The 19856-nt window shown below is 36.7% G+C and carries 17 protein-coding genes and 2 pseudogenes; 9 read left to right on the forward strand and 10 right to left on the reverse strand.

The window, feature by feature from the left end; all coding sequences use genetic code 11:
* Both AC07UV_RS22270 and AC07UV_RS22275 read left to right on the forward strand, forming a co-directional pair.
* Positions 1 to 590 (forward strand): hypothetical protein (locus tag AC07UV_RS22270; protein ID WP_495185353.1); only part of this gene is annotated, 590 nt, incomplete at its 5' end.
* Positions 591 to 601: 11 nt separating this feature from the next.
* Positions 602 to 841 (forward strand): hypothetical protein, encoded by a 240-nt coding sequence (locus tag AC07UV_RS22275; protein WP_495185354.1) that lies wholly within the window; start codon positions 602 to 604, stop codon positions 839 to 841.
* Positions 842 to 883: 42 nt separating this feature from the next.
* On the opposite strand, the pseudogene AC07UV_RS22280 reads toward AC07UV_RS22275, so the two are convergent.
* From AC07UV_RS22280 to AC07UV_RS22300, 5 genes and pseudogenes are all read right to left on the reverse strand, one after another.
* Positions 884 to 1349: pseudogene (locus tag AC07UV_RS22280) on the reverse strand (transposase); the annotation flags it as partial.
* An 82-nt stretch (positions 1350 to 1431) separates the two neighbouring features.
* Positions 1432 to 2298 (reverse strand): hypothetical protein, encoded by an 867-nt coding sequence (locus AC07UV_RS22285; protein WP_495185355.1) that lies wholly within the window; start codon positions 2296 to 2298, stop codon positions 1432 to 1434.
* A gap of 49 nt (positions 2299 to 2347) precedes the next feature.
* Complete coding sequence (locus AC07UV_RS22290) at positions 2348 to 3127, reverse strand: toxin-antitoxin system YwqK family antitoxin (RefSeq protein WP_495185356.1); 780 nt, start codon at positions 3125 to 3127, stop codon at positions 2348 to 2350.
* A gap of 346 nt (positions 3128 to 3473) precedes the next feature.
* Positions 3474 to 3662 carry a hypothetical protein gene (locus tag AC07UV_RS22295; RefSeq protein WP_495185357.1) on the reverse strand — a complete coding sequence of 63 codons (189 nt, stop codon included), beginning with the start codon at positions 3660 to 3662 and terminating at the stop codon, positions 3474 to 3476.
* A gap of 479 nt (positions 3663 to 4141) precedes the next feature.
* Complete coding sequence (locus tag AC07UV_RS22300) at positions 4142 to 5359, reverse strand: enolase C-terminal domain-like protein (RefSeq protein WP_495185358.1); 1218 nt, start codon at positions 5357 to 5359, stop codon at positions 4142 to 4144.
* A gap of 651 nt (positions 5360 to 6010) precedes the next feature.
* Between AC07UV_RS22300 and AC07UV_RS22305 the strand changes: the two genes are divergently transcribed.
* The gene (locus AC07UV_RS22305) at positions 6011 to 7192 is read left to right on the forward strand and encodes a glycosyltransferase (RefSeq protein WP_495185359.1); all 1182 of its coding nucleotides are present in this window, start codon (positions 6011 to 6013) and stop codon (positions 7190 to 7192) included.
* Positions 7193 to 7358: 166 nt separating this feature from the next.
* Positions 7359 to 7511: a lmo0937 family membrane protein gene (locus AC07UV_RS22310; protein ID WP_223585335.1), complete on the forward strand. Its 153-nt coding sequence runs from the start codon at positions 7359 to 7361 to the stop codon at positions 7509 to 7511.
* Between the two features lie 344 nt (positions 7512 to 7855).
* Here AC07UV_RS22310 and AC07UV_RS22315 read toward each other — a convergent pair whose 3' ends face one another.
* The 3 genes from AC07UV_RS22315 to AC07UV_RS22325 form a co-directional block, all read right to left on the reverse strand.
* The gene (locus AC07UV_RS22315; RefSeq protein WP_282254703.1) at positions 7856 to 8401 is read right to left on the reverse strand and encodes a hypothetical protein; all 546 of its coding nucleotides are present in this window, start codon (positions 8399 to 8401) and stop codon (positions 7856 to 7858) included.
* 100 nt (positions 8402 to 8501) lie between these two features.
* Positions 8502 to 9131: an FMN-dependent NADH-azoreductase gene (locus AC07UV_RS22320; protein WP_495185360.1), complete on the reverse strand. Its 630-nt coding sequence runs from the start codon at positions 9129 to 9131 to the stop codon at positions 8502 to 8504.
* 125 nt (positions 9132 to 9256) lie between these two features.
* On the reverse strand, positions 9257 to 11623 hold the full coding sequence (locus tag AC07UV_RS22325) for a TonB-dependent receptor (protein WP_495185361.1): 2367 nt from the start codon (positions 11621 to 11623) through the stop codon (positions 9257 to 9259).
* 203 nt (positions 11624 to 11826) lie between these two features.
* Between AC07UV_RS22325 and AC07UV_RS22330 the strand changes: the two genes are divergently transcribed.
* The 4 genes from AC07UV_RS22330 (at position 11827) to AC07UV_RS22345 (ending at position 15841) form a co-directional block, all read left to right on the forward strand.
* Entirely contained in the window at positions 11827 to 12930 is a 1104-nt protein-coding gene (locus AC07UV_RS22330; protein WP_495185362.1) for a sensor histidine kinase, read from the forward strand.
* The gene (locus tag AC07UV_RS22335; RefSeq protein ID WP_495185363.1) at positions 12887 to 13615 is read left to right on the forward strand and encodes a LytR/AlgR family response regulator transcription factor; all 729 of its coding nucleotides are present in this window, start codon (positions 12887 to 12889) and stop codon (positions 13613 to 13615) included. The genes AC07UV_RS22330 and AC07UV_RS22335 overlap by 44 nt, the downstream gene beginning before the upstream one ends.
* A gap of 338 nt (positions 13616 to 13953) precedes the next feature.
* On the forward strand, positions 13954 to 14958 hold the full coding sequence (locus tag AC07UV_RS22340; RefSeq protein WP_495185364.1) for an SDR family NAD(P)-dependent oxidoreductase: 1005 nt from the start codon (positions 13954 to 13956) through the stop codon (positions 14956 to 14958).
* A gap of 64 nt (positions 14959 to 15022) precedes the next feature.
* Entirely contained in the window at positions 15023 to 15841 is an 819-nt protein-coding gene (locus AC07UV_RS22345; RefSeq protein WP_495185365.1) for a helix-turn-helix domain-containing protein, read from the forward strand.
* A 167-nt stretch (positions 15842 to 16008) separates the two neighbouring features.
* On the opposite strand, the pseudogene AC07UV_RS22350 reads toward AC07UV_RS22345, so the two are convergent.
* Both AC07UV_RS22350 and AC07UV_RS22355 read right to left on the reverse strand, forming a co-directional pair.
* A pseudogene (locus tag AC07UV_RS22350) lies at positions 16009 to 16914 on the reverse strand (SDR family oxidoreductase).
* Positions 16915 to 16965: 51 nt separating this feature from the next.
* Entirely contained in the window at positions 16966 to 19080 is a 2115-nt protein-coding gene (locus AC07UV_RS22355; protein WP_495185366.1) for a catalase, read from the reverse strand.
* Positions 19081 to 19423: 343 nt separating this feature from the next.
* Between AC07UV_RS22355 and AC07UV_RS22360 the strand changes: the two genes are divergently transcribed.
* Positions 19424 to 19780 (forward strand): response regulator, encoded by a 357-nt coding sequence (locus AC07UV_RS22360; protein WP_282254713.1) that lies wholly within the window; start codon positions 19424 to 19426, stop codon positions 19778 to 19780.
* Positions 19781 to 19856 lie beyond the last annotated feature (76 nt).

Below are 19856 nucleotides of genomic sequence, written 5' to 3' on the forward strand. Positions count from 1 at the left end.
CAATTTCTAAAACAATAAAGATATTTTTAACCGCACTTATTCTTTCCAATATCGTCCTAATGGCTTGTGTAGCCTACTTTTTTTTAAACAACGAGCGCAGCTTAACCACAGAAAGAATAGATATCAAGGACAGATCTGGAAAAAATCGTGTAGTTATTGCAAACACAGATAACATTCCGCAGCCCATTATCAAAGGGAAGACGTACAAAAGGGCTTACTCTCCCGCAGGTCTTATTTTCTTTGATAAAAACGGCGACGAAAGAGGTGGTTTGGCGATTACTGATAATGAGGAGACTAATCTGAACGCACTAGCATTTGATTATCAGAATGCCGATGCCATCGGTATCTTGGCACAGGATAATAAACATGACAATTATTTCAGGGCTGGTCTATTGATTAACGATAAAGATCTATCTGGTAAGCCAGGGCATAATATCAATCGTATCAACCTGCTAACGGAAAACGGGAATGCATCTTTGGTAATGAAAGATAATAATGAAGTACCGAGAATTATTTTAAAGGTTGATAGTCTAGGTAACCCCTCTATCGAAATGTTTGACAATAATGGAAAAGTGAAATGGAAACAATAAGCTAAGTACATATGAAAAAAACATTAAAAGCCATAGTCCTTATCAGGTCAATCCTTATGGCGGTAAAAACTTTGGGTCAAAATAAAAACCAACAAAAAATGGAACAATTTCAAATAGAGGAGAAATCTATAACCGAAAAGTGTGCTGTCATTGATAAAATTACTATCTCAGCTAAAGCCATTGAAACATACACCGAAAAGGCAGGATATATCCGTAATATGATTCGACAACAGCCAGGATTTATAAAATAGGGAGTGCAACTCAAACTGTGTCATTGGATAATTACCCTAAATCTAAAAGCCTCTATCAAGTTTGAGCCTATCCCAAAATTTAATGTTAAGTTGGGATATGGTCAAGCCCCAGTTGTGCACCGGCGTCGTCCACTTTTCAGAGATATACTTTATGATCAAATACATCAATTTTATTAATGTTGTTCGGAGCTGAAAGCTCCTTTAGATTATTCATTAGAGCTTATTCTTAAGGCATTCATGAGCTCGCTTCGCTCGGTTTAATGATTTTTCATATCTGACGGTGAATTCCCTCGATCGGATTTGTGGTGTATATAATCTTACGAACCTAATCCTCGTACTCAAAGAAAGTGGAAATATTGGTCCAGTTATCCATCCAGGATTTGGCAGCAAGAGGATATTTCTTGCCCCATTTTTCTTCATTTGCGGCTTTATATACAGATTTTAGGCTCCATTACGAGCTTTTATCTTTCTCAGTTACGTAACGTATACTTGTTCTGATCTGGTGAACATCTATCAGTTAGTTATTGTAAAAGCAAAGCAATCATCTAAACCATTAAAAACAATAAGATAAATCCTTTTTAGTCGTAGTTTTATTCATAATATTCAATTTTTCTTTTTATTAGAAGTCCACCTTCAAATTCGTCTTTAGGATTTCTTTTAATAATTTCCTTTTGTTCAATCCAGTTTCCATAATTATCATATATATAAGAATAGTTTGATAATTCAATTGTAGAACGTTTTTCAGACTCGGTTTTTTCTTCTTCTAAATCACCGTGCGAATTGTATTTATAACTTTTTGTTTCTTTAAAATAAGAAGACTCCAGCTCTATGGGCTTATTGAAATTATCATACTTTATATTAACTACCCCTGATATATTACCATCAAAATTCTCTGTTTTTTCCTGAATAATATTTTTATGAAAGTCATATATTTTAGTGATGATAGAAGTTAACAGAAATTCTTGTTTTGTTTCATCATATTCATAACGTTTTTCTATTTCTTCATTTACATTATAACAATAATCGGTGTATGCACTCAACTGATTCATCACTAGCTTATTGGCTTGGAATTGGTTTTCAATCTTTTTTACCAATTGCATTTTTTCATTATAGGAAAACAAAACCTCTTGGCATTTTTCAGCTGTATTTGTGCCAATTTCTTCTATTTTGTTGAGTTTTCCTTTTTCATAAACATATCTTTCATTTAAATTGTAGCTATTTTTACCCTTATTTTTGTCAAATTCTACTATATATATTTTTGAAACGGTACCATCTGCATTGTATTCTCTATATTCATCGAGACCTTTCCGATCCACTCTGTTAATATGCCTTCTACCTATTCCGTGATAGGTTATTTCTTCTGATTTTATCAGAGGATTAGTTTTTTGTGTTCCTTGTCCAAAAGCAACAGTCCACAATAAAAACATTGATGTAAATACTATTACTTTTTTTTTCATTTAATGCTATTTTGTAAGTGCTCTATTTTTTGTCTTGAGATGGAGTCTCCTAGTGTTTCTCTGTTTTAATTAAATTTCCTTTTTCGTCGTAAAATTTCCAATCTCCAGTTTCCTTTCCATCTATATAGATTTCTGTTTTTACCAGACTGCCTTGTTCATTATAAAATTTCCATTCGCCGTTATATCTTTTGTATTGATTATAGATTTCTACATGTTCCAATTGTCCATTTTGATAATAATAATTCCAATCGCCAATTTTCATTCCATCATCATATCTACCAATGCTTTCCAATTGTCCATTCTCGTAGTATTCTTTCCATTCTCTCGCTGGACGTCCGTATTCATCATATTGCTCTAATCCTCTTGTCGTTCCGTCTTGGTAATACAATTTCCATTGATCTATATAACTCCCATTTTTCATATCTCCTAAAGCCGATAGTTGACCATTTTCATAATAATACTTCCAAGCGCCTGTTTTTTCGCCATTTTCATAATTTCCACTGTTTCCCAATTGTCCATTTTCATGGTATTCTTTCCATTCTCCAGACATCTTTTCATTTTCACCGAATGATACACTACCTCTTAGTTTTCCATTTTTCCAATACCACATGCTTTCACCAATTTTCTTTCCACTTTTATATTTGTTGACCGTCGACAACTTTCCATTGTCAAAATATATTTTTGCTTCGCCAGTCAATTGGCCATTTTCATCTAAATAATATATTTCCTTAACCTGACCGTTCTCAAAAAAGTTCCTTTGCTCCTTGTATTGTCCATTACAAGAAAAAAATAAGTGTAAAATAGCGAGTAGAAATAGTACTTTTTTCATTTATCTGTGTATTGTGTTTCAATATCATTATTCAAATCTTGCTATTGAAGAGCAAAAGAAATCATTATAATGTAGCTACCTCGTCCAATGGCAGTGTTTTTCCCAATTCATACCATGAACTACTACTACATCATAAGTGTCGACATAATTTTATATAAATATACTTACGGTTTTCTCGATATCTAGGGATGATTTATAATTCGTTAAGTTGTATTTACTATCCGCTATAACTTTACAATTATCCGTGACTAATCAGCCAACAAAAGATCAAATAAATCAAGGAGACTATCCGCGTGATTGTTTTGTGTCTCATTTAGGGCTTAGTATTGAAAGATTATTTTATCTATCAAAATGCAATCGTATTTGGCATTTTTTCATTCAATTTATCTTCTGGAGATTTGTCGAGTTGATATATATCGTCGTACATAGTTGGTTTCTCATCTTTTATCGACATAGTCAGATAAGTGATGATGATGGATACAGGCTGCTTCAAAACAAAATCCATTTTACCATACGTTTTCACTGCGTCTTCCAACACGGAATTTTATCCTTTGAACTATCGAATGCCAACAATTTAGCTGCCAATAGTTTAGGGTTTTGAACCCAAAGATTTTCACAATTGTTTGTGGCTTAGAACCGGATGACTGATTTTGGGTAATTCAAGTTAGATAGATTGAGACTATCCTTAAGGAATAATGTGATCGCGTTAGTTACCTTTAAATCCTGACAGTAGATTGTTGTAGTGATAATACTAAAAAAGATCGCTGTAAAATTCAGGAACGCTTTCATAACTTTGAATTTCAATACACTAAAACTACAAATTATTCCCTAATATATACAAAAATTAATCACTAAAAGAATAATCGTTTACTAACTATATTGGACTATATCGATACAACGACCAACTCTTTTCATTAATGGTCTTCCCATACTTCGCTTTTAGACTTTGGGTACTGGGTTTAAAAATCCGCCTCATAAGTAATATGGGGCGGAGAAGGGAACTGTGATCATTTATCATATTTTCTTTAGAAGAGGCATTCCAAAACCTGCTGTGGATGGTGGGATCAGTTTGCCATCCTGGATCTTGTAGCCGGAAAGATCAACGTCGTCGGACGTGCTCGTTACCCCCTCTATGGTGATCGTATTACCAAGCCCTCCTGCTAGATGTGCCGTATAGTAGGACTTAAGCAGAGAGCCCCATGCATGCGGGGAAGCCTGCGCACCCATTTTCTTCAATTGCGGCATCAATCTTCTCCAGCTCGTGAAGCCCAGGCCCTCGATATCTGTAAGGTGTACGTCCAATAGTTTCTTTTCAAAGAGCTCCTTAAGCAGCGCTGGATTGGGATCTGCTTCACCATCCGCCAACAAAGTGTTTATCCCCGCAGTTTTTATGTAATTTCTCAGTTTTTGATAGTCAACAACGGTTTCATGAAAGGGTTCTTCTATCCAGAATAAGCTGACCGATGGAATACCTTTTAGATATTGGATGAATTGATCTATTGTAAAACCATTGTTCCCATCCACTAAAATGCCACAATCAGGGAAGGCTTGGGCCACTGCATTGGTTACATCAATATCTCGCTGGAGCCCTTCTTTGAAGGGCATCCATTTATGGCCCCGCCCGATCTTAAGCTTAAATTGTCTATAGCCAACTTCATAATCATATCGGCACTCCTCCAGAATCCGGTCTATACCTCCAGGCTTTTCCAATGGTTCCAAATCGTCGAAATAAATCATTCCACTATAATAGTCAGTGGTATATGGCGTCTTGCGACCAAGTAGTTCATAAACTGGTTTCTGCAAGATTACTCCCGCAAGATCGTGAAGGGCAATATCAAAAGCGATGTGCCTGTCATTCAAAATTCCAATATTGGAAGCAAAAAGTTCAGATACTTTTTTACCGAGGAGTTCCTTTTCCATCTGCTCTGCATCTTTTCTGGATCCTCGTAAAGAAGCCCAGCCCATAGCACCTTTGTCTGTTTTGATAACACAGATTTCCACATTAGGGCCATAGCCATGCAGATCTAGTCGGGCATTTTTCCCCACAAGGCGGGGATATTTCATCTGAACGTTCGAATATTTTATTTCCTGTATTCGGTGATATGAGAGTTCCTTTTCCCGAACATTACTGTCCAAGATAGCTGTTAATGACATGGCATTTCCTGCACCATGATAGAATGTTGCGGATGCAATGCCCAAATTTAATGTCTGTAAGAACGTTCTTCTTTTCATTTTTGGTTTATTTTGATTTTAATTGATTATCGATGATTTTTCCTTGTCTTTATCGCCAAGACTAGTCTTTATTGGCTCATCAAGCTTCGCAAAATGTTGTGCGCTAGCAATTAAAGATTAAATTGCCTGTTTCAAATCTTTATTGGTTATTCGATGTTTTCTTAAATATTATGAGGTATAATTTAAAGTTTTACAGTAGTTTTTTGAAAAGTACATTAAAATCAAAAATTTAAGCAGCATTTCTGTTTCAATTTACTATCGAATTTTATCATTATGATCCAAAGTGTTAGTTGGTAAAATACATAATACATTTTCCTATGCGTTGGGGCAGGCAATTTGAGGTGTTGGCATAAATTTTCTTTTGCGGGGGAAAAATACCTGGTCAAGCAGTGTTTGTCCGGTAAGAGCTGTATCACTTTACGGAATACGCCTTTGTAAACTACGGATCTGCAATAAATATCCGCTTATGGGTACAGCTTTTGATGCATAAAACGAAACAACATAACACCTTAATTATAAAATGTCATATGGAAAATATAGATCAAAAAGCAAAGAAAATCGGCCTAGAAAAGGGATATTATTTACTATTAATGGCTATTTTGGGTATTCCAGTAAATAACGAGAACGACAGCACAAAAGAGGACTAAGTGTATGAAAAGAATCGTTATTATAAGTACCTATCCACCCCAGGAATGCGGGTTAGCTACTTTCACGAAAGACCTTAGCAAAGGAATGGCATTGGATCAGACAGTCTCCATTGAGGTGATCGCAGTGTCCAAATCCGGCTCCGAAGAGTTTGATCCTGCCGTTCGCTTTGTTATCGACAAAGAGCGACTTGACAGTTATATCCAGGCTGTACGTATCATCAATGAGGAATACGATTATTGTATTATCCAACACGAATATGGGATATTCGGCGGAGCTGATGGAATATTTATCAATCAGCTGGCTAATCATTTAAAAATTCCTTTGTTAACGATATTCCATACGATATTGAAATCACCGTCCTTACGTCAAAAGGAAATCATGGAATTGTTACTTACCAAATCTCAAGCGGTAGTTTCGCTATCGCCGAAAGGTAGTGAATTATTAAAAGATCTCTTTCCAACAATCGACCGCCAGAAAATCCACGTAATAGCCCACGGTGTACCTCAATTTGATTACAACCAAGGCTTGGCAAAATACAGATTGGGCTTACAAGATAACTTTGTGATGATGACTTTTGGTCTAATTGGACGAAGTAAAGGCCTAGAATATGCGATCCGGTCATTGGCTGAACTCAGTCTGCCGAATTTCAAATATCTAATTGTGGGCAAGACTCATCCGAATGTCTTGGCGCATGAGGGTGAATCCTATCGCTTTGAATTACAAAGTTTAGTAACTCAGTTGCAATTGCAGGATAAGATTATTTTTATTGATGAATTCATCAGCGATGACCAACTAAAAGAATACTTAACAGCCTGTGATATTTATTTATCTCCCTATCAACATGAGCAACAGATTAGCAGTGGAACATTATCTTTTGCGGTAGGAGCTGGTGCCGCCGTCATTTCTACTCCTTATTGGCATGCTGCAGACCTATTGACAGATGACCGTGGCATTCTTACACCCTTTGATGATGTCCAAAGCATGAGCGATCATATCAAATTATTATATAGATCTAAACGTTTACTTGCTTGGCATCGTTTCAAGGCTCGTAGTTATGGAGAACAGACGACTTGGGAAATGATCGCGAAAATATATCTTGGACTGCTATCTGAATTGATTACACCTGTACGATCCTTGGTGCACTATAAGAATTACCATACATTTGATTTAAAGCAGGAAGCCTAAAGAACAGGTCTCGCCAATGGCGAGACTTGTTCTTTCTATGTTTGTGCGTTTGACAAATCCTTCTTGACATGTGAATAGTAGTCAAGTATGAAAAGTTCGATTGATTGATTTATTATAAAACATTATCCAAACGAATATTGTTATCAGTAAAAAACATATTAACATTATGGGAAATTTATTATACATCATTGCCGTTATTTTAGTTATCATCTGGGCAATTAGTTTTTTTGGAGGTTATGCGACAGGAAATATAATCCACGCGCTGTTGGTAATCGCAATTATCGTGGTACTATTACGTGTGATTCGCGGTGCAGCCTAATGGGTATCACTTATTGGTAACAACATGGATTGTCCTTGAAAAACGATTTTGGCCTCCTGTCTCAAAACCGCACGCGTCAAAAATAGAGATTTTCGGTATTATCAGGGATTTTGTATCCAATAAAACCACTTTTTTACAAGTGGTTTTATTGTGCAATTTAAGCCATGTACTTAAAATTCGGCAATATGACTGAGAACACGAAAACATCCAATTTATGATCTTGATGGAAGAAGTACCAAATAAATCCGTTCTGGGGAACGCATTTATTTGGCGATAATTGTTTGATACTAAAAACATTGAGGCGAAATATGATCTCACGAATTGTGAGCTATCAAATCTGCTTTTTAATAGGCGTTTTTCACTGTTAAATTATAGGTGTTTGGTGCCCCTGGAATTCCGCCACCAGTTACCAGTGTTTTTACTAGTGTAACAGGTGTCGTAATATTAACATGGTATTTGCCATTGGTATCTATAGTAACATCTGCCGTTCCACCCGAGGTAGTAGTTGCTGCATAATTAACTGCACCGCTTGTAACTGCAGTTCCTACGACGCAAGTGAGCGCCATATAACGTACATTAGGATTAGCCGACATTACACTACTGGTCGTTAATGTATATTTCCCTGCTCCTAAAGAAGATCGAAAAATAATAGTTAATGCGCTACCAGAATAGGCGCCATGATTACCCCCATCCCCGGATGTTGTCACCGTCATTCCTGCCAAACCACCGGTATTACTTTGAGAGGAGGCTCCTCTATTATAAGAATAGGCACCGAGTTTCCAACTGGATTCAGTTGCAGGCGGCTCTGGAACTGGATCATCATCTTTGCTTCCACAGGAAAATAGTGTCGTGGAGCTGGCAAGTAAAATACAAATAAGTGATTTTTTCATATTGTTTTATATTAATTATTAAAGGTCAAAATAGACTGTATTTTGATTGTACAATTCTTTAGGTGAAAATTATTGATTATAGGCAATGAATAGGACTATCCTATAAATAGCCAGGATTATGAATTTGGCTATTCAAAGCCGCATGAGTGAAATTTTGATAAATTCGTTTTCTTTGCTGTTCTAATTTCATAATTGCCTGTTCTGGATTTATGGTACCATCAACTGGAAAATAATTGATGTCTACTATTCCGAGTTGATTTAGGATACGCGTTATCTGTATTTCAATGAGATTCTTTTCTTCTGCTGCGGGCTGAGTCATGCCCATTGCAGAAATGATATATGCCTTTTTATCGGTCAGCAACCCTCTTATTCCGTTACTGTCATTTGTAAAAGTCTTTTCTGTACGGACGATGAGGTCAAAATAAGCCTTTAAAGATGATGGAATGCCATAATTATACATCGGACAGGTAATAAGCAGCTCATCATTGCTATATAGCTCTTCGATCAATTGATCCGATAAAGCAAGAATTTCGGAAGATACAGCGCTATCAAAAAAACCGTTTACAGTGTCCTGAGTAAGGTGGGGAATCATTTGCAGATTTATGTCCCTTTCGATGATCTTTCCGTTTGGGTGTTTTATTTTCCATAATTCTACAAAATAATCACCCATCGTCCGAGAATAGGAACCTTTTATCCGAAGGCTGCTATCAATGCGAAGTATTGTTTTCATGTGTGCTTTTTTTCTAAAGACATAATTACCATTACATGTGAGGCTTAAACCAAGCTTTTAATTCTGAGGGTCTACAATGGAATTGTCTCCCAGATTCGAAAACTACGGTAAAAACGCATTTAATTCTAAGTTGGGAGACGGTCCTTTTGCTCCTTTTTCCTATTGAAACGATAGGTCGCTGTAGCATTGACAATCCGGCCAACACCATAATTCTTTGACTCCAAACGATAAGTCGATCCGTTGAGCGTCTGCTTTTCAACAAGGGAGTCAAATACATTATTGAAAGCCATGCTCACAGTCATTTTTTCGTTAAAAATATCTTTGCTGATAGCGATGTTAAATTTGTATACAGGGCTGTTAAGGGACTGTACTTCCTTAAAATTGCTAGTATAAGTAAATACAGATTCTATCACTAGTCTTGTGGGCAATCTGAGCCTGGAATTTAACTGAGCAGTCCATCGATTGCCTTTCACAAAATAGCGTTCACCGCTAAATTTGCCTTGTTGATTAAAACCATAATAGTTAAAATTTAGAGCTATTCGCCAATTTGGCAAAGGACTATATAAACTATTCAATTCTAATCCGTAACGCTTCTCATAATCCATATTAATAGGTGAACGAAGAAAATAGTCCACAGCAGTCTCCTGCACGAAATATTGAAAAAAGCTATTCGTATATTTGTAATAAATTGTAGGGTTGATCGTAAATTGTGAAAGCTTCTGCATTAGCATAAATTCTATTGCATTTGTATAAGCTGGATCGAGATCCGCATTACCAATAGTAAGATTACGTAGGTCAGAAAGACCACCAAAGGGATTCAATTGTGGAAATTCCGGACGGTCAATCCTTCTGCTATAGCTAAGTTGCAAATCGGAATTATCCTGGATTTTATAGCCCAAATGGATAGTTGGAAAAATATCAATATAACGCTTATCCTTGTTAAAGTCCCCTTTTCGATCTGCTATTTCAATCAATGATAGCTCTGTCCTTAAACCGAATTGATAACTCCATCGTTTCATAGTATTGTTCCATTGAAAATAGGCTGCAATAAGACGTTCATTATAATTAAGTTTGTTATCATATTCTTCCAACAATACACCATTGGCAGTAGCCCAATAATCACTTCTAATTGCACGGAGATCGACACGACCACCTACTTCGAGTTTGCCCCTACTACCAATAGTGTTAATATAATCACTCTGGATAAAGATATCATTGCTACTTTCTATGTTTTGAGTGACTAAATTGTCTGTCGCAACTGGCATCGGAAAAACAGACGACTGGCTAATGTATTGATTTTCATTATCATGCCAAAAATCATAACGCATGCTTGTCGTCCAGTTTTTGTCTTTTTTCTCAAATGTCTTGACATAACTAACCTCAAGCTGATTATATTTTTTAGGCTCATTATATTGCTCAAAGCGCTGGGTAGTACTATCCAGCTTGCCCCCTGAACTGAAATAATCATATTGGTTGTCTATTCTATTATCAACGAGTAGCGTACTATGATAAAAACTAGCAGTCAATGTATTTAGACTATCGATATAATAGTCGCCCCCAATGTAAAAATTATGACCTCTGCCCCCCCAATCCGTACTGGTTTCCTGCTTCAAAAGGCGTTGTTTACCTTCGCCCAACGAAATTCGTTTCAATTCGCTTCTGACAGTTAAATCGCGGTAACGGAAGCCAACATCGCCAAAAAGATTAACCTTATCCGTTTTATAACTCAAATTAATATTTCCATTATGATTTGTAGGAGTAGTCCAAGTGGTCTGAACACTTCCGTTTAGACCGGTTAACATATTTTTTTTCAGTACAATATTGATTATTCCCGCAGTTCCTTGGGCTTCATATTTCGCTGACGGATTATTAATCACCTCTATTTTCTCAATAGAGCTAGCCGACAGCTGCTCTAATCCATTATTGGCGGAGATAATCGAAGGCTTTCCATTGACCAGTATACGGACACCCGATTCTCCACGAATGCTAATATTTCCCTTACCGTCAACGTTGACGGAGGGCACATTGTTTAAAACATCATTGGCCGTACCTCCTTTAGCTGACAGATCTGATCCTACATAAAATACCTTCCTATCCAGCTCAAGTGACAATCCTGGCATCATTCCGGTAACCTCAGCACCTTCCAGCAATTGGGTTTTAGCCTGCAACATTACTGTACCGAGGTCCTTATTGCTATCTATTTGTTGCCTAGGAAGCAATAATGCCTGGAACGAAACAAAACTTATTATGATATCGTAGTAGCCTTTCTCAACAGAAACTTTAAATTCTCCATTTGCTGAGGCCATCGTAGTCGTTAGCCCTTGTACTCCTGATATAGCTCGTAAGGTAATACTGGCACCACCCAATGGTAATTGTGTTTGCCGACTGTGCACACTTCCTTTAACAATGACTTTCTGAATTTCCTGCCCTAGACCGCGATCAGTAAAAAGACTTACCAGTAAAATAATTAATATCGCTTTTATTGTCTTCATAACATTGAATTTGCTACGAAAATGCGGGATTCTCAGTTAGGAAAGATGGTTTGACGATAGATAAGTCGAATAAAGCAGATTAAAACACACTATTGAAGGCAAATGGATTTTGTCGACAGAATAACTCCATTTATAGGGCTATTTGCGGTATTCGTCTTTTACTGATACCTTTCTTTTATAGAAACGTTATCTTTGATACTAACATGTCAATTGTAGAAAAAGCTATTCGCTATAGTACTATTTATCGGGTTTCTAGCCACGTATTATTCTGGTTGGTAGTTTTCATCGTTCCTCAATATCAAACGGATATGAGTATCCGTGATATGCTGATCCAAAACTCATTTTACGTCTCTTTTTACATGATGGCTTCTTATTTTGTAGCTTATTTTATCATCCCCAAGTTTCAAAAAGGAGAAAATTATTTGATTGTTATTCTTTATTTTATAATAGGCGGTTATCTACTTAGTGCTACTTCACGGATCATGGTTGTCTATATGCTTGAACCCTTGATACGTAAGCCTCCATACAGCCAGGAGTCGATATTGGAAATTATTACCGATCTCAGAAAACTCATCACGGATTATTTCCTTCAAAACTTTTCATTGGCATGGATTTTCGGCTTTATCAAGCTATCGAAAGACCAATATCTGATAAGACAACGTACATTACAGTTAGAAAAGGAAAAGGCAGAAGCTGAATTAAATGCTTTAAAAGCGCAATTAAATCCACATTTTCTATTTAATACCTTAAATAATATCTATAGTCTTTCGTTGATCAACTCGCCAATCACTTCTTCGTCAATCGCGGGATTGGCGGAAATCTTAGATCACATACTGTATCGCTGCAATAGCAATTTTGTTCCGATGTCTACAGAGATTAATCTGCTCGAGAATTACATTGCATTGGAAAAAATTAGATATGACAAGCGTCTAAACGTGCATTTTAATCATGTTATCGACCAAGATGTACAAATCGTCCCGCTCATCCTATTATCAATCATAGAGAATGCATTCAAACATGGTGCGGGAGAAGATATAGGCGAACCGCGCATCGCTATTGATCTAATAGTGCGGGAAGGCGCTCTACATTTTAAAGTGGAGAATACATATGTTGATCAAAAAGAGCAGGTATACACTGAAAAAATAGGTATGAGCAATTTACGCAAACAATTAGCATTAGTTTATCCAAAAAATCATGAATTTACAACATATATTTCACAAGGCAGATTTGTAACTTTACTCAACATATTCAATTTAACTATTGATGATAATCGATTCAAAAATAAAAGTACGATGTCTTTTAGTTGATGATGAACCGTTAGCAATTCAATTGCTCCAAACTCATCTAAAAAGAATGGAGATATTCGAAGTGGCAGCAACTTCTACTACTGCTCTAAAGGCCCTGGAAATTATACGACATGAGGCAATTGACCTCATGTTTTTAGATATTAAGATGCCACAGATAAATGGAATAGATTTTTTAAAAACACTGAAGCATCCCCCGGCTGTTATTATTACAACTGCTTTTAGAGAATATGCCATAGAGGGATATGATCTGGATGTTGTAGATTATCTATTAAAACCTATTACTTTTGAGCGTTTTTTTAAAGCAATAGACCGTTATCTTAGAAACCGAAAAATTCAGTCCCAAAACATGATGCCTGAGGCAAAAGACCAAGCGATCACAATCAGGTCAGGTGGAAAATTCCATAGGCTGGAGATTGCTGATATTCTTTATATTGAAAGCAACAAAGATTATATTACTATCCACAGTAGCCAACGAATTGTGACAACTAAATATAAAATCACCGTAATTGAACAAGAATTAAAGCAATTCAATTTTCTTCGTATTCACCGATCTTTCCTCATTAATACAAATAAAATCACAGCTTTTACCACGAATGATATCGAAATTGGAAAACAAATGATTCCGATTGGCACCAATTACAAAGAACTTGTTCAACAAGCATTAAAATATCTTTGTTTAAAATGATTTGCCAAAAATTGCAGACCAACAAAAACCCTAGAAGTCTAGTATAGGTTTCAAATTTTTGGGAGAAACTGCAAGTACTTATTTTGCGCGCTTTGATTTACTATCGGATGAAGGAGCTTAATAATATTTTCTTAATTTTATGGTTAATATCAAAAGGAATGGAAGTGCTCTTCTAATAAGGTTGCTTAACCAAACTTAAGGCATCAGAATGGAATATAGCGTAGAATGCGAAAAACCATTCGCTCTTTTGAACAAAGTTAAATAGGCCTTTTGAACAAAATAAGAAATATGGAAGCTTTCTAATTTTGTCTCACTAATAATAATTAGATGTATTCAAAATGGAAAAAAATAATTATCAGGGAGCTCAACAACATCCTATAGTTTCAGGCTTCAATGCAAAATCAACATCGAATGAAGTAATCGAAAACATCGATCTTACTGGGAAAATAGCAATTGTCACTGGTGGAAATACCGGGATTGGACTGGAAACAACTAAAATTCTCTCAGCAGCAGGAGCTACAGTAATCGTACCCGCACGAGATCTTAAAAAAGCAGAGAAGAATCTGGAAGGAATAGCCAACGTTGAAATTACCGCAATGGATTTAATGTCACCAACATCAATTGATACCTTCGCTGAAAATTTTATTGCTTCGGGAAGACCTTTACATTTACTGATCAATAATGCCGGTATTATGTGGGTACCCCTGCGTAGAGATGAGCGGGGTATAGAATCACAGCTTGCCACCAATTACTTGGCATTATTCCAGCTTACTTCCAGATTATGGCCTTCACTAAAGAAAGCCAATGGCGCACGAGTGGTTAATATTTCTTCTCACGGTCATCATTTTGCACCCTTTGATTTTGATGATCCTAACTTTTTGCATAAAGAATATGAAACATTGCAGGGATACGGACAATCCAAGACGGCTGTCAATCTTTTTTCAATGGAACTTGATGTACGAGGACAATCTTCTCTTGTCAGAACTTATGCCGTTCACCCAGGCTCTATTGCTGGGACAGAGCTAGGCAGGGAAGCTCCATTGGAGCTGTTTCAAAAAATGGGATTTGTAGATGCTGATGGCAATATGTTACCCGAAATAGCAGCATCACTAAAGACTGTCCCACAAGGTGCTGCTACAACAGTATGGTGTGCAACGAACTCACTATTAAATCATATTGGTGGTATATATTGTGAAGATGGAGATATTGCTGAATTATCATCAGATAGTGGATATCAAAAAGGTGTAAACCCATACTCATTGGATGAAAGCCTTGCAAAAAAATTATGGAAACTTACTGAGGAAATGACAGGTATCAGATTTAATCCAGAAGCATCTTTTTGAACAAAATAAATGATGTTATTTTTATCTTTATAGTATTGATTTCCTTTTTAAAAAAAACAAAATCATGGAATACCAAGCCCGCTATATCACCGAAGACATAAAGCTCTCCAGTTATGAAGACAAATTTTTCAAGTCGGACATAATGTTTGACCAACATATGCTGGTATGGTTTCTTTCAGGTGAAACCAAGATTGTGCAAGCTGACGCCTCCTATATCTTTGGAAAAGGTGATATATTTCTGATTCCCAGAAATCAATTGGCCACTATTATCAACTATCCTAAGAATGATGAACCGCATAAAACGGTAGTCATGCATTTATCACGGGAGATATTAAAAAATTATTATGCAGCCAAAAATATAAAACCCCAACCGCAAAAATCATCGAGAATCTTTTGCTTCAATAATCATCCGTTACTGGAAAGCTGTCTTGCGTCACTCATCCCTTATTTTGAGATGAAGGATATACCTGCAGATATTGCATCTATTAAAATTACAGAAGCCATAAGCATTCTTAGAACCCTAGACAAGGAGATCGATCTTGTTCTAGCTAATTTTGAGGAGCCAGGAAAAATTGACCTTGCCAATTATATGGAAAAGAATTTTATGTTCAATCTTCCACTTGAAAAGTTTGGTTATCTGACAGGCAGAAGTCTAACAACATTTAAACGTGATTTCAAAAAGGCTTTCACCATGACTCCACAACGATGGTTAACACAGAAGCGTTTGGAACTAGCCTATTATCAGTTGACCGAAAAGAAAAAGAAGCCCCAGGAAGTTTGTTATGAGGTAGGATTTGAAAACCTATCTCATTTTTCCTTTGCCTTTAAAAAGCAGTTTGGAATTGCTCCAAGTCTATTAGTATCCCCCTCTGTTACTTCGTAGGGGATAAAATGACATTTTTCGATCCTCACTATGCCTCTGGGTATTATCCCTACTTACATTGATATGTGGATTTTGAACGACTAGTTTATCAGATTTTTTAAAATCACTTACATTTTTTCCTGTGTGGATGTTGGCAAGTATTTTGACGACGATTGTTATAAGCCTATCTAACCGTTTACGATTTCTCCACCATTAGGGTGCAAAACTTGACCGCTCATAAAATGTGAATCTTTGCTAGCTAGAAATAGAAAGCTTGGTGCTATTTCATTTGGCATTCCTGCCCTTCTCATTGGAGAGTCACTTCCGAATTCGGAGTTCTTTTTGGGGTCAAATGAAGATGCTATTAATGGAGTCCATATCGGACCTGGGGCAACAGCGTTTACCCTAATTCCTTTAGCTATAAGATTTGCTGACAAACTTCGAGTGAAAGAAATTATTGCCCCTTTTGTTGCAGAATAATCTATCAACTTTGGACTGCCTCGATAAGCAGTCACCGAGGATGTGTTAATTATACTTGCCCCCTTCTTAAGATAGGGTATGGCATACTTCGTAATCCAGAAATAGGAAAAGAAATTATTCTGAAAAGTCTTTAATAGCTATTCGGTCGTAATTTTTTCAATGGATTCTGTTTCCCAATGAAGGCCAGCATTATTAACGATAATATCAACTTTCTTATGAGTTTTTATCGTAATTTTAATTACTTTTTTACAGTGATTTTCTTTTCCCAAATCACCTTTAATCAGTATGCATTTTCTAGAGAAGGATTCAACATCTTTTTGAGTTTGTTTTGCATCTTTTGTTTCACTAAGATAGGCTACAACGATATCAGCTCCCTCCTTCGCAAATAACAAAGCTACAGCTTTCCCTATGCCGCTATCTCCTCCGGTAATTAACGCTACCTTATTTTTTAATTTTCCTTCTTTAGGATACTTTAATGGAGAAGTATCAGGAACTGGTGTCATATTTATTTCTAATCCCGGTCGCTTTTGCTTTTGCAAAGGTCGATTTTTTTTAATTGCTACTTTTTTCATACTAATTCTTTCAAATAACGACAAACAACATGCGAATTCCATAATGTATTAGAAACAAATAGTCCTTCTTCCGAAGGGCTATTTGTTTTTACTTTAGGAAGGTACTTTTCTTGATTTTTCTCTCTCCCATACACGATGGCCTCTCATAATCGCTATAAAATCCGTTGTTAGATTATCCTTGCTTTCGAAAATAACACCTTTGTCTTTTTTAATAAATGATCTTTCAGCTAACTCTTCAGCACCTTGTGCAAATGCCAAGATCTTACAGTGTCGGTAACCTTCATTGATAAAATGGAGGTAATCGGCATTTTGCGCAAGAGTTTTTACCGATTCACCTGCTGGTGTGAAGAATGCATCGTAACAAACTGACGCTTCAGTAAGATATGAATGCTGGATATCTTCTTCTGTTCCTTCCTTGAACCGGATCTTTCCTACATGAGATGCAATCAGCACGGCTTGCGCCCCTTCCCTCTCAAGTGCTGTTTTCATTTTATCTATAGAGGATTTACTAGCTCCATTATCAACAAGGAAAGCAACCTTTCTGGTCTTGATTGTACCCTCTCCTTCTCTTACCTTCATGCTCAAAGCAGCAGACTTTTCAACTTCTGGTTTGACGGGTTTTAGAGGATATTTGGGATGGTTTTGCCGTGCAAATTTGAGGGTTAATGGATCAAGTTCTTCTGGCGGGGTAAGCCCGAGATTTCTACCAACATTTTCTGCTAATTTTTGGTCTATCTGATTCAAAATAGCCAATTCTCGCTTTCGTATATTGACATCGTTCACTTTCGAAAGCTCAAAACTCAGGGCATTGACCATGTGGTCCTGTTCTTCTGGACTCTGTGAATTAAAAAATAGTTTTGCTTGTGTAAAGTGATCGGCAAAGGAATCTGAGCGAGCCCTAACTTTTGAACCATCAATAGGTTGCTTGTGGGATTCAAATCCTACCCCATCATTAAGCATTGCGTGATAAGGGCACCCCACAGCCTTACTGTTAGGGAAATAACTCACAGCACCTTTAGGGATTTCAGCCCGGGCAAAACCATCTTTTTGGTTATTATGTTTACCAGTCACTGGACGATTGATAGGAAGTTCATGGAAATTTGGCCCACCTAATCGATAATTTTGGGTATCCATGTATGAAAATATCCGTCCTTGTAAAAGCGGATCATCCGAAACATCTATACCTGGCACCAACCTGCCCGGGTCGAAAGCGGCTTGTTCGGTCTCTGCAAAAAAATTCTCTGGGTTGCGATTTAGTGTCATCGTTCCTATAATCTGAACTGGCACAAGCTCCTCAGGAATAATCTTGGTCGCATCAAGAATGTCAAACGAGTATTTCAATTCATCTGTTTCAGGAATCAATTGAACGCCGAGATCCCATTGCGGAAAATCTCCTTTGTCAATAGCTTCGTAGAGATCCCTTCGATGAAAATCGGCATCAAATCCTGAAATCTTTTGGGCTTCGTTCCATGCGACTGAATGTACACCTAATCTCGGTTTCCAATGAAATTTAACGAATGTGCCTTTTCCTTGGGCATTCACAAATTTAAATGTATGTACGCCAAAACCTTCCATCATCCTTAAACTTCTGGGTATCGCACGATCTGACATAGTCCACATAATCATGTGCGCAGATTCGGGCATCAGCGAGATAAAATCCCAAAAGGTGTCATGTGCGGATGCTGCCTGTGGCATTTCGCTGTTCGGTTCTGGCTTTACAGCGTGGACGAGATCTGGAAAGTTCATCGCATCCTGAATAAAAAAAACTGGAATATTATTCCCCACGAGATCGTAATTACCTTCTTCGGTATAGAATTTAACAGAGAAACCTCGTACATCTCTAGCAAGGTCGGTAGAACCTTTGAAACCCGCTACAGTCGAAAATCTTGTAAAAAGAGGTGTTACTGTTCCTTTTTTTAAAAATGCGGCGGTTGTATATTGGGATAGGTCAGCAGTGGCTTCGAAAATACCGCGGGCTCCTGATCCACGCGCATGAACGACACGTTCTGGTATACGTTCGCGATCAAAATGCATCAGCTTGTCAAAATAAATATGATCCTGCTGCAATGATGGCCCCCTCTCCCCGGCCTTTAAGGTATTGTTGTTGTCAGAAATAGGCACACCATCGTTAGTGGTCATAATCTGTTGAGAATTATCCACTAAACGCTGATCAATCTCAGCCGTTTTTAGATTCTTTTCTTTTTTCATATCCAATTCTGTTCTTGTTTATACTAGTATGGGAAAAAATATATTATCAATTCGTACAAAAAATATATAAGAAATAATGCTTCTATATGAGTGTAAGAATGAAATAACAACAATATATCTTACAGCAAATCAAAATGCGATAAATCAAATATTTGACTAATTGTACGTGGTGAAAAAATATTTGTGCAGCAATTGCATATTTAAAACAAATGCTATGTTAGAAACGTTTGAATTTTGCGAAAAAAGGCATAATTATGAATGGATCCTAGTTTCTTTTTTATACAAATTTCTTTTAAAATTTTAACCTTTCATTTTCATATATTTGTCTCGAAATTAGAGCACAATGAAAAAGAAAATTGTACTTATTCAGGATGACAAAGACATTCTGAATGTAATGGATGAAATTTTGGAAGACGAGGGTTTCGATACTGTTGCGTCATTGACAACTGAGCCAATTGACAGGATTGACGATATTGATCCTGACCTTGTTATAGTTGATGACAATATCAAGGGAAATAAAAAAGGATCGAAAGTGATTGAAGAATTAAAAAATGATCCTGAAACCGAAGAATTATCTGCTGTATTAACCTCCACATCCAATGATCTTCCTAGAACTGCTAAGGAATGTAAAGCTGATGACTTTATTGAAAAGCCTTTTGATATTGATCATATGATCGAGGTTGTAAAAAAGAATGCCTAAAATTATGCTCACTTTTACATTTTATAGAAAAGTAGATTTTATTAAATTATAAACTTCACTTTTTTCACTTTTAGTT

It is taken from the genome of Sphingobacterium sp. GW821-FHT03E03, from assembly GCF_059420745.1.

Coding starts and splice junctions, on each gene's coding strand:
- AC07UV_RS22275 (WP_495185354.1), top strand. CDS start 602: ATGAAAAAAACATTAAAAGCCATAGTCCTTATCAGGTCAATCCTTATG.
- AC07UV_RS22285 (WP_495185355.1), bottom strand. CDS start 2,298: ATGAAAAAAAAAGTAATAGTATTTACATCAATGTTTTTATTGTGGACT.
- AC07UV_RS22290 (WP_495185356.1), bottom strand. CDS start 3,127: ATGAAAAAAGTACTATTTCTACTCGCTATTTTACACTTATTTTTTTCT.
- AC07UV_RS22300 (WP_495185358.1), bottom strand. CDS start 5,359: ATGAAAAGAAGAACGTTCTTACAGACATTAAATTTGGGCATTGCATCC.
- AC07UV_RS22305 (WP_495185359.1), top strand. CDS start 6,011: ATGAAAAGAATCGTTATTATAAGTACCTATCCACCCCAGGAATGCGGG.
- AC07UV_RS22310 (WP_223585335.1), top strand. CDS start 7,359: ATGGGAAATTTATTATACATCATTGCCGTTATTTTAGTTATCATCTGG.
- AC07UV_RS22315 (WP_282254703.1), bottom strand. CDS start 8,401: ATGAAAAAATCACTTATTTGTATTTTACTTGCCAGCTCCACGACACTA.
- AC07UV_RS22320 (WP_495185360.1), bottom strand. CDS start 9,131: ATGAAAACAATACTTCGCATTGATAGCAGCCTTCGGATAAAAGGTTCC.
- AC07UV_RS22325 (WP_495185361.1), bottom strand. CDS start 11,623: ATGAAGACAATAAAAGCGATATTAATTATTTTACTGGTAAGTCTTTTT.
- AC07UV_RS22330 (WP_495185362.1), top strand. CDS start 11,827: ATGTCAATTGTAGAAAAAGCTATTCGCTATAGTACTATTTATCGGGTT.
- AC07UV_RS22335 (WP_495185363.1), top strand. CDS start 12,887: ATGATAATCGATTCAAAAATAAAAGTACGATGTCTTTTAGTTGATGAT.
- AC07UV_RS22340 (WP_495185364.1), top strand. CDS start 13,954: ATGGAAAAAAATAATTATCAGGGAGCTCAACAACATCCTATAGTTTCA.
- AC07UV_RS22345 (WP_495185365.1), top strand. CDS start 15,023: ATGGAATACCAAGCCCGCTATATCACCGAAGACATAAAGCTCTCCAGT.
- AC07UV_RS22355 (WP_495185366.1), bottom strand. CDS start 19,080: ATGAAAAAAGAAAAGAATCTAAAAACGGCTGAGATTGATCAGCGTTTA.
- AC07UV_RS22360 (WP_282254713.1), top strand. CDS start 19,424: ATGAAAAAGAAAATTGTACTTATTCAGGATGACAAAGACATTCTGAAT.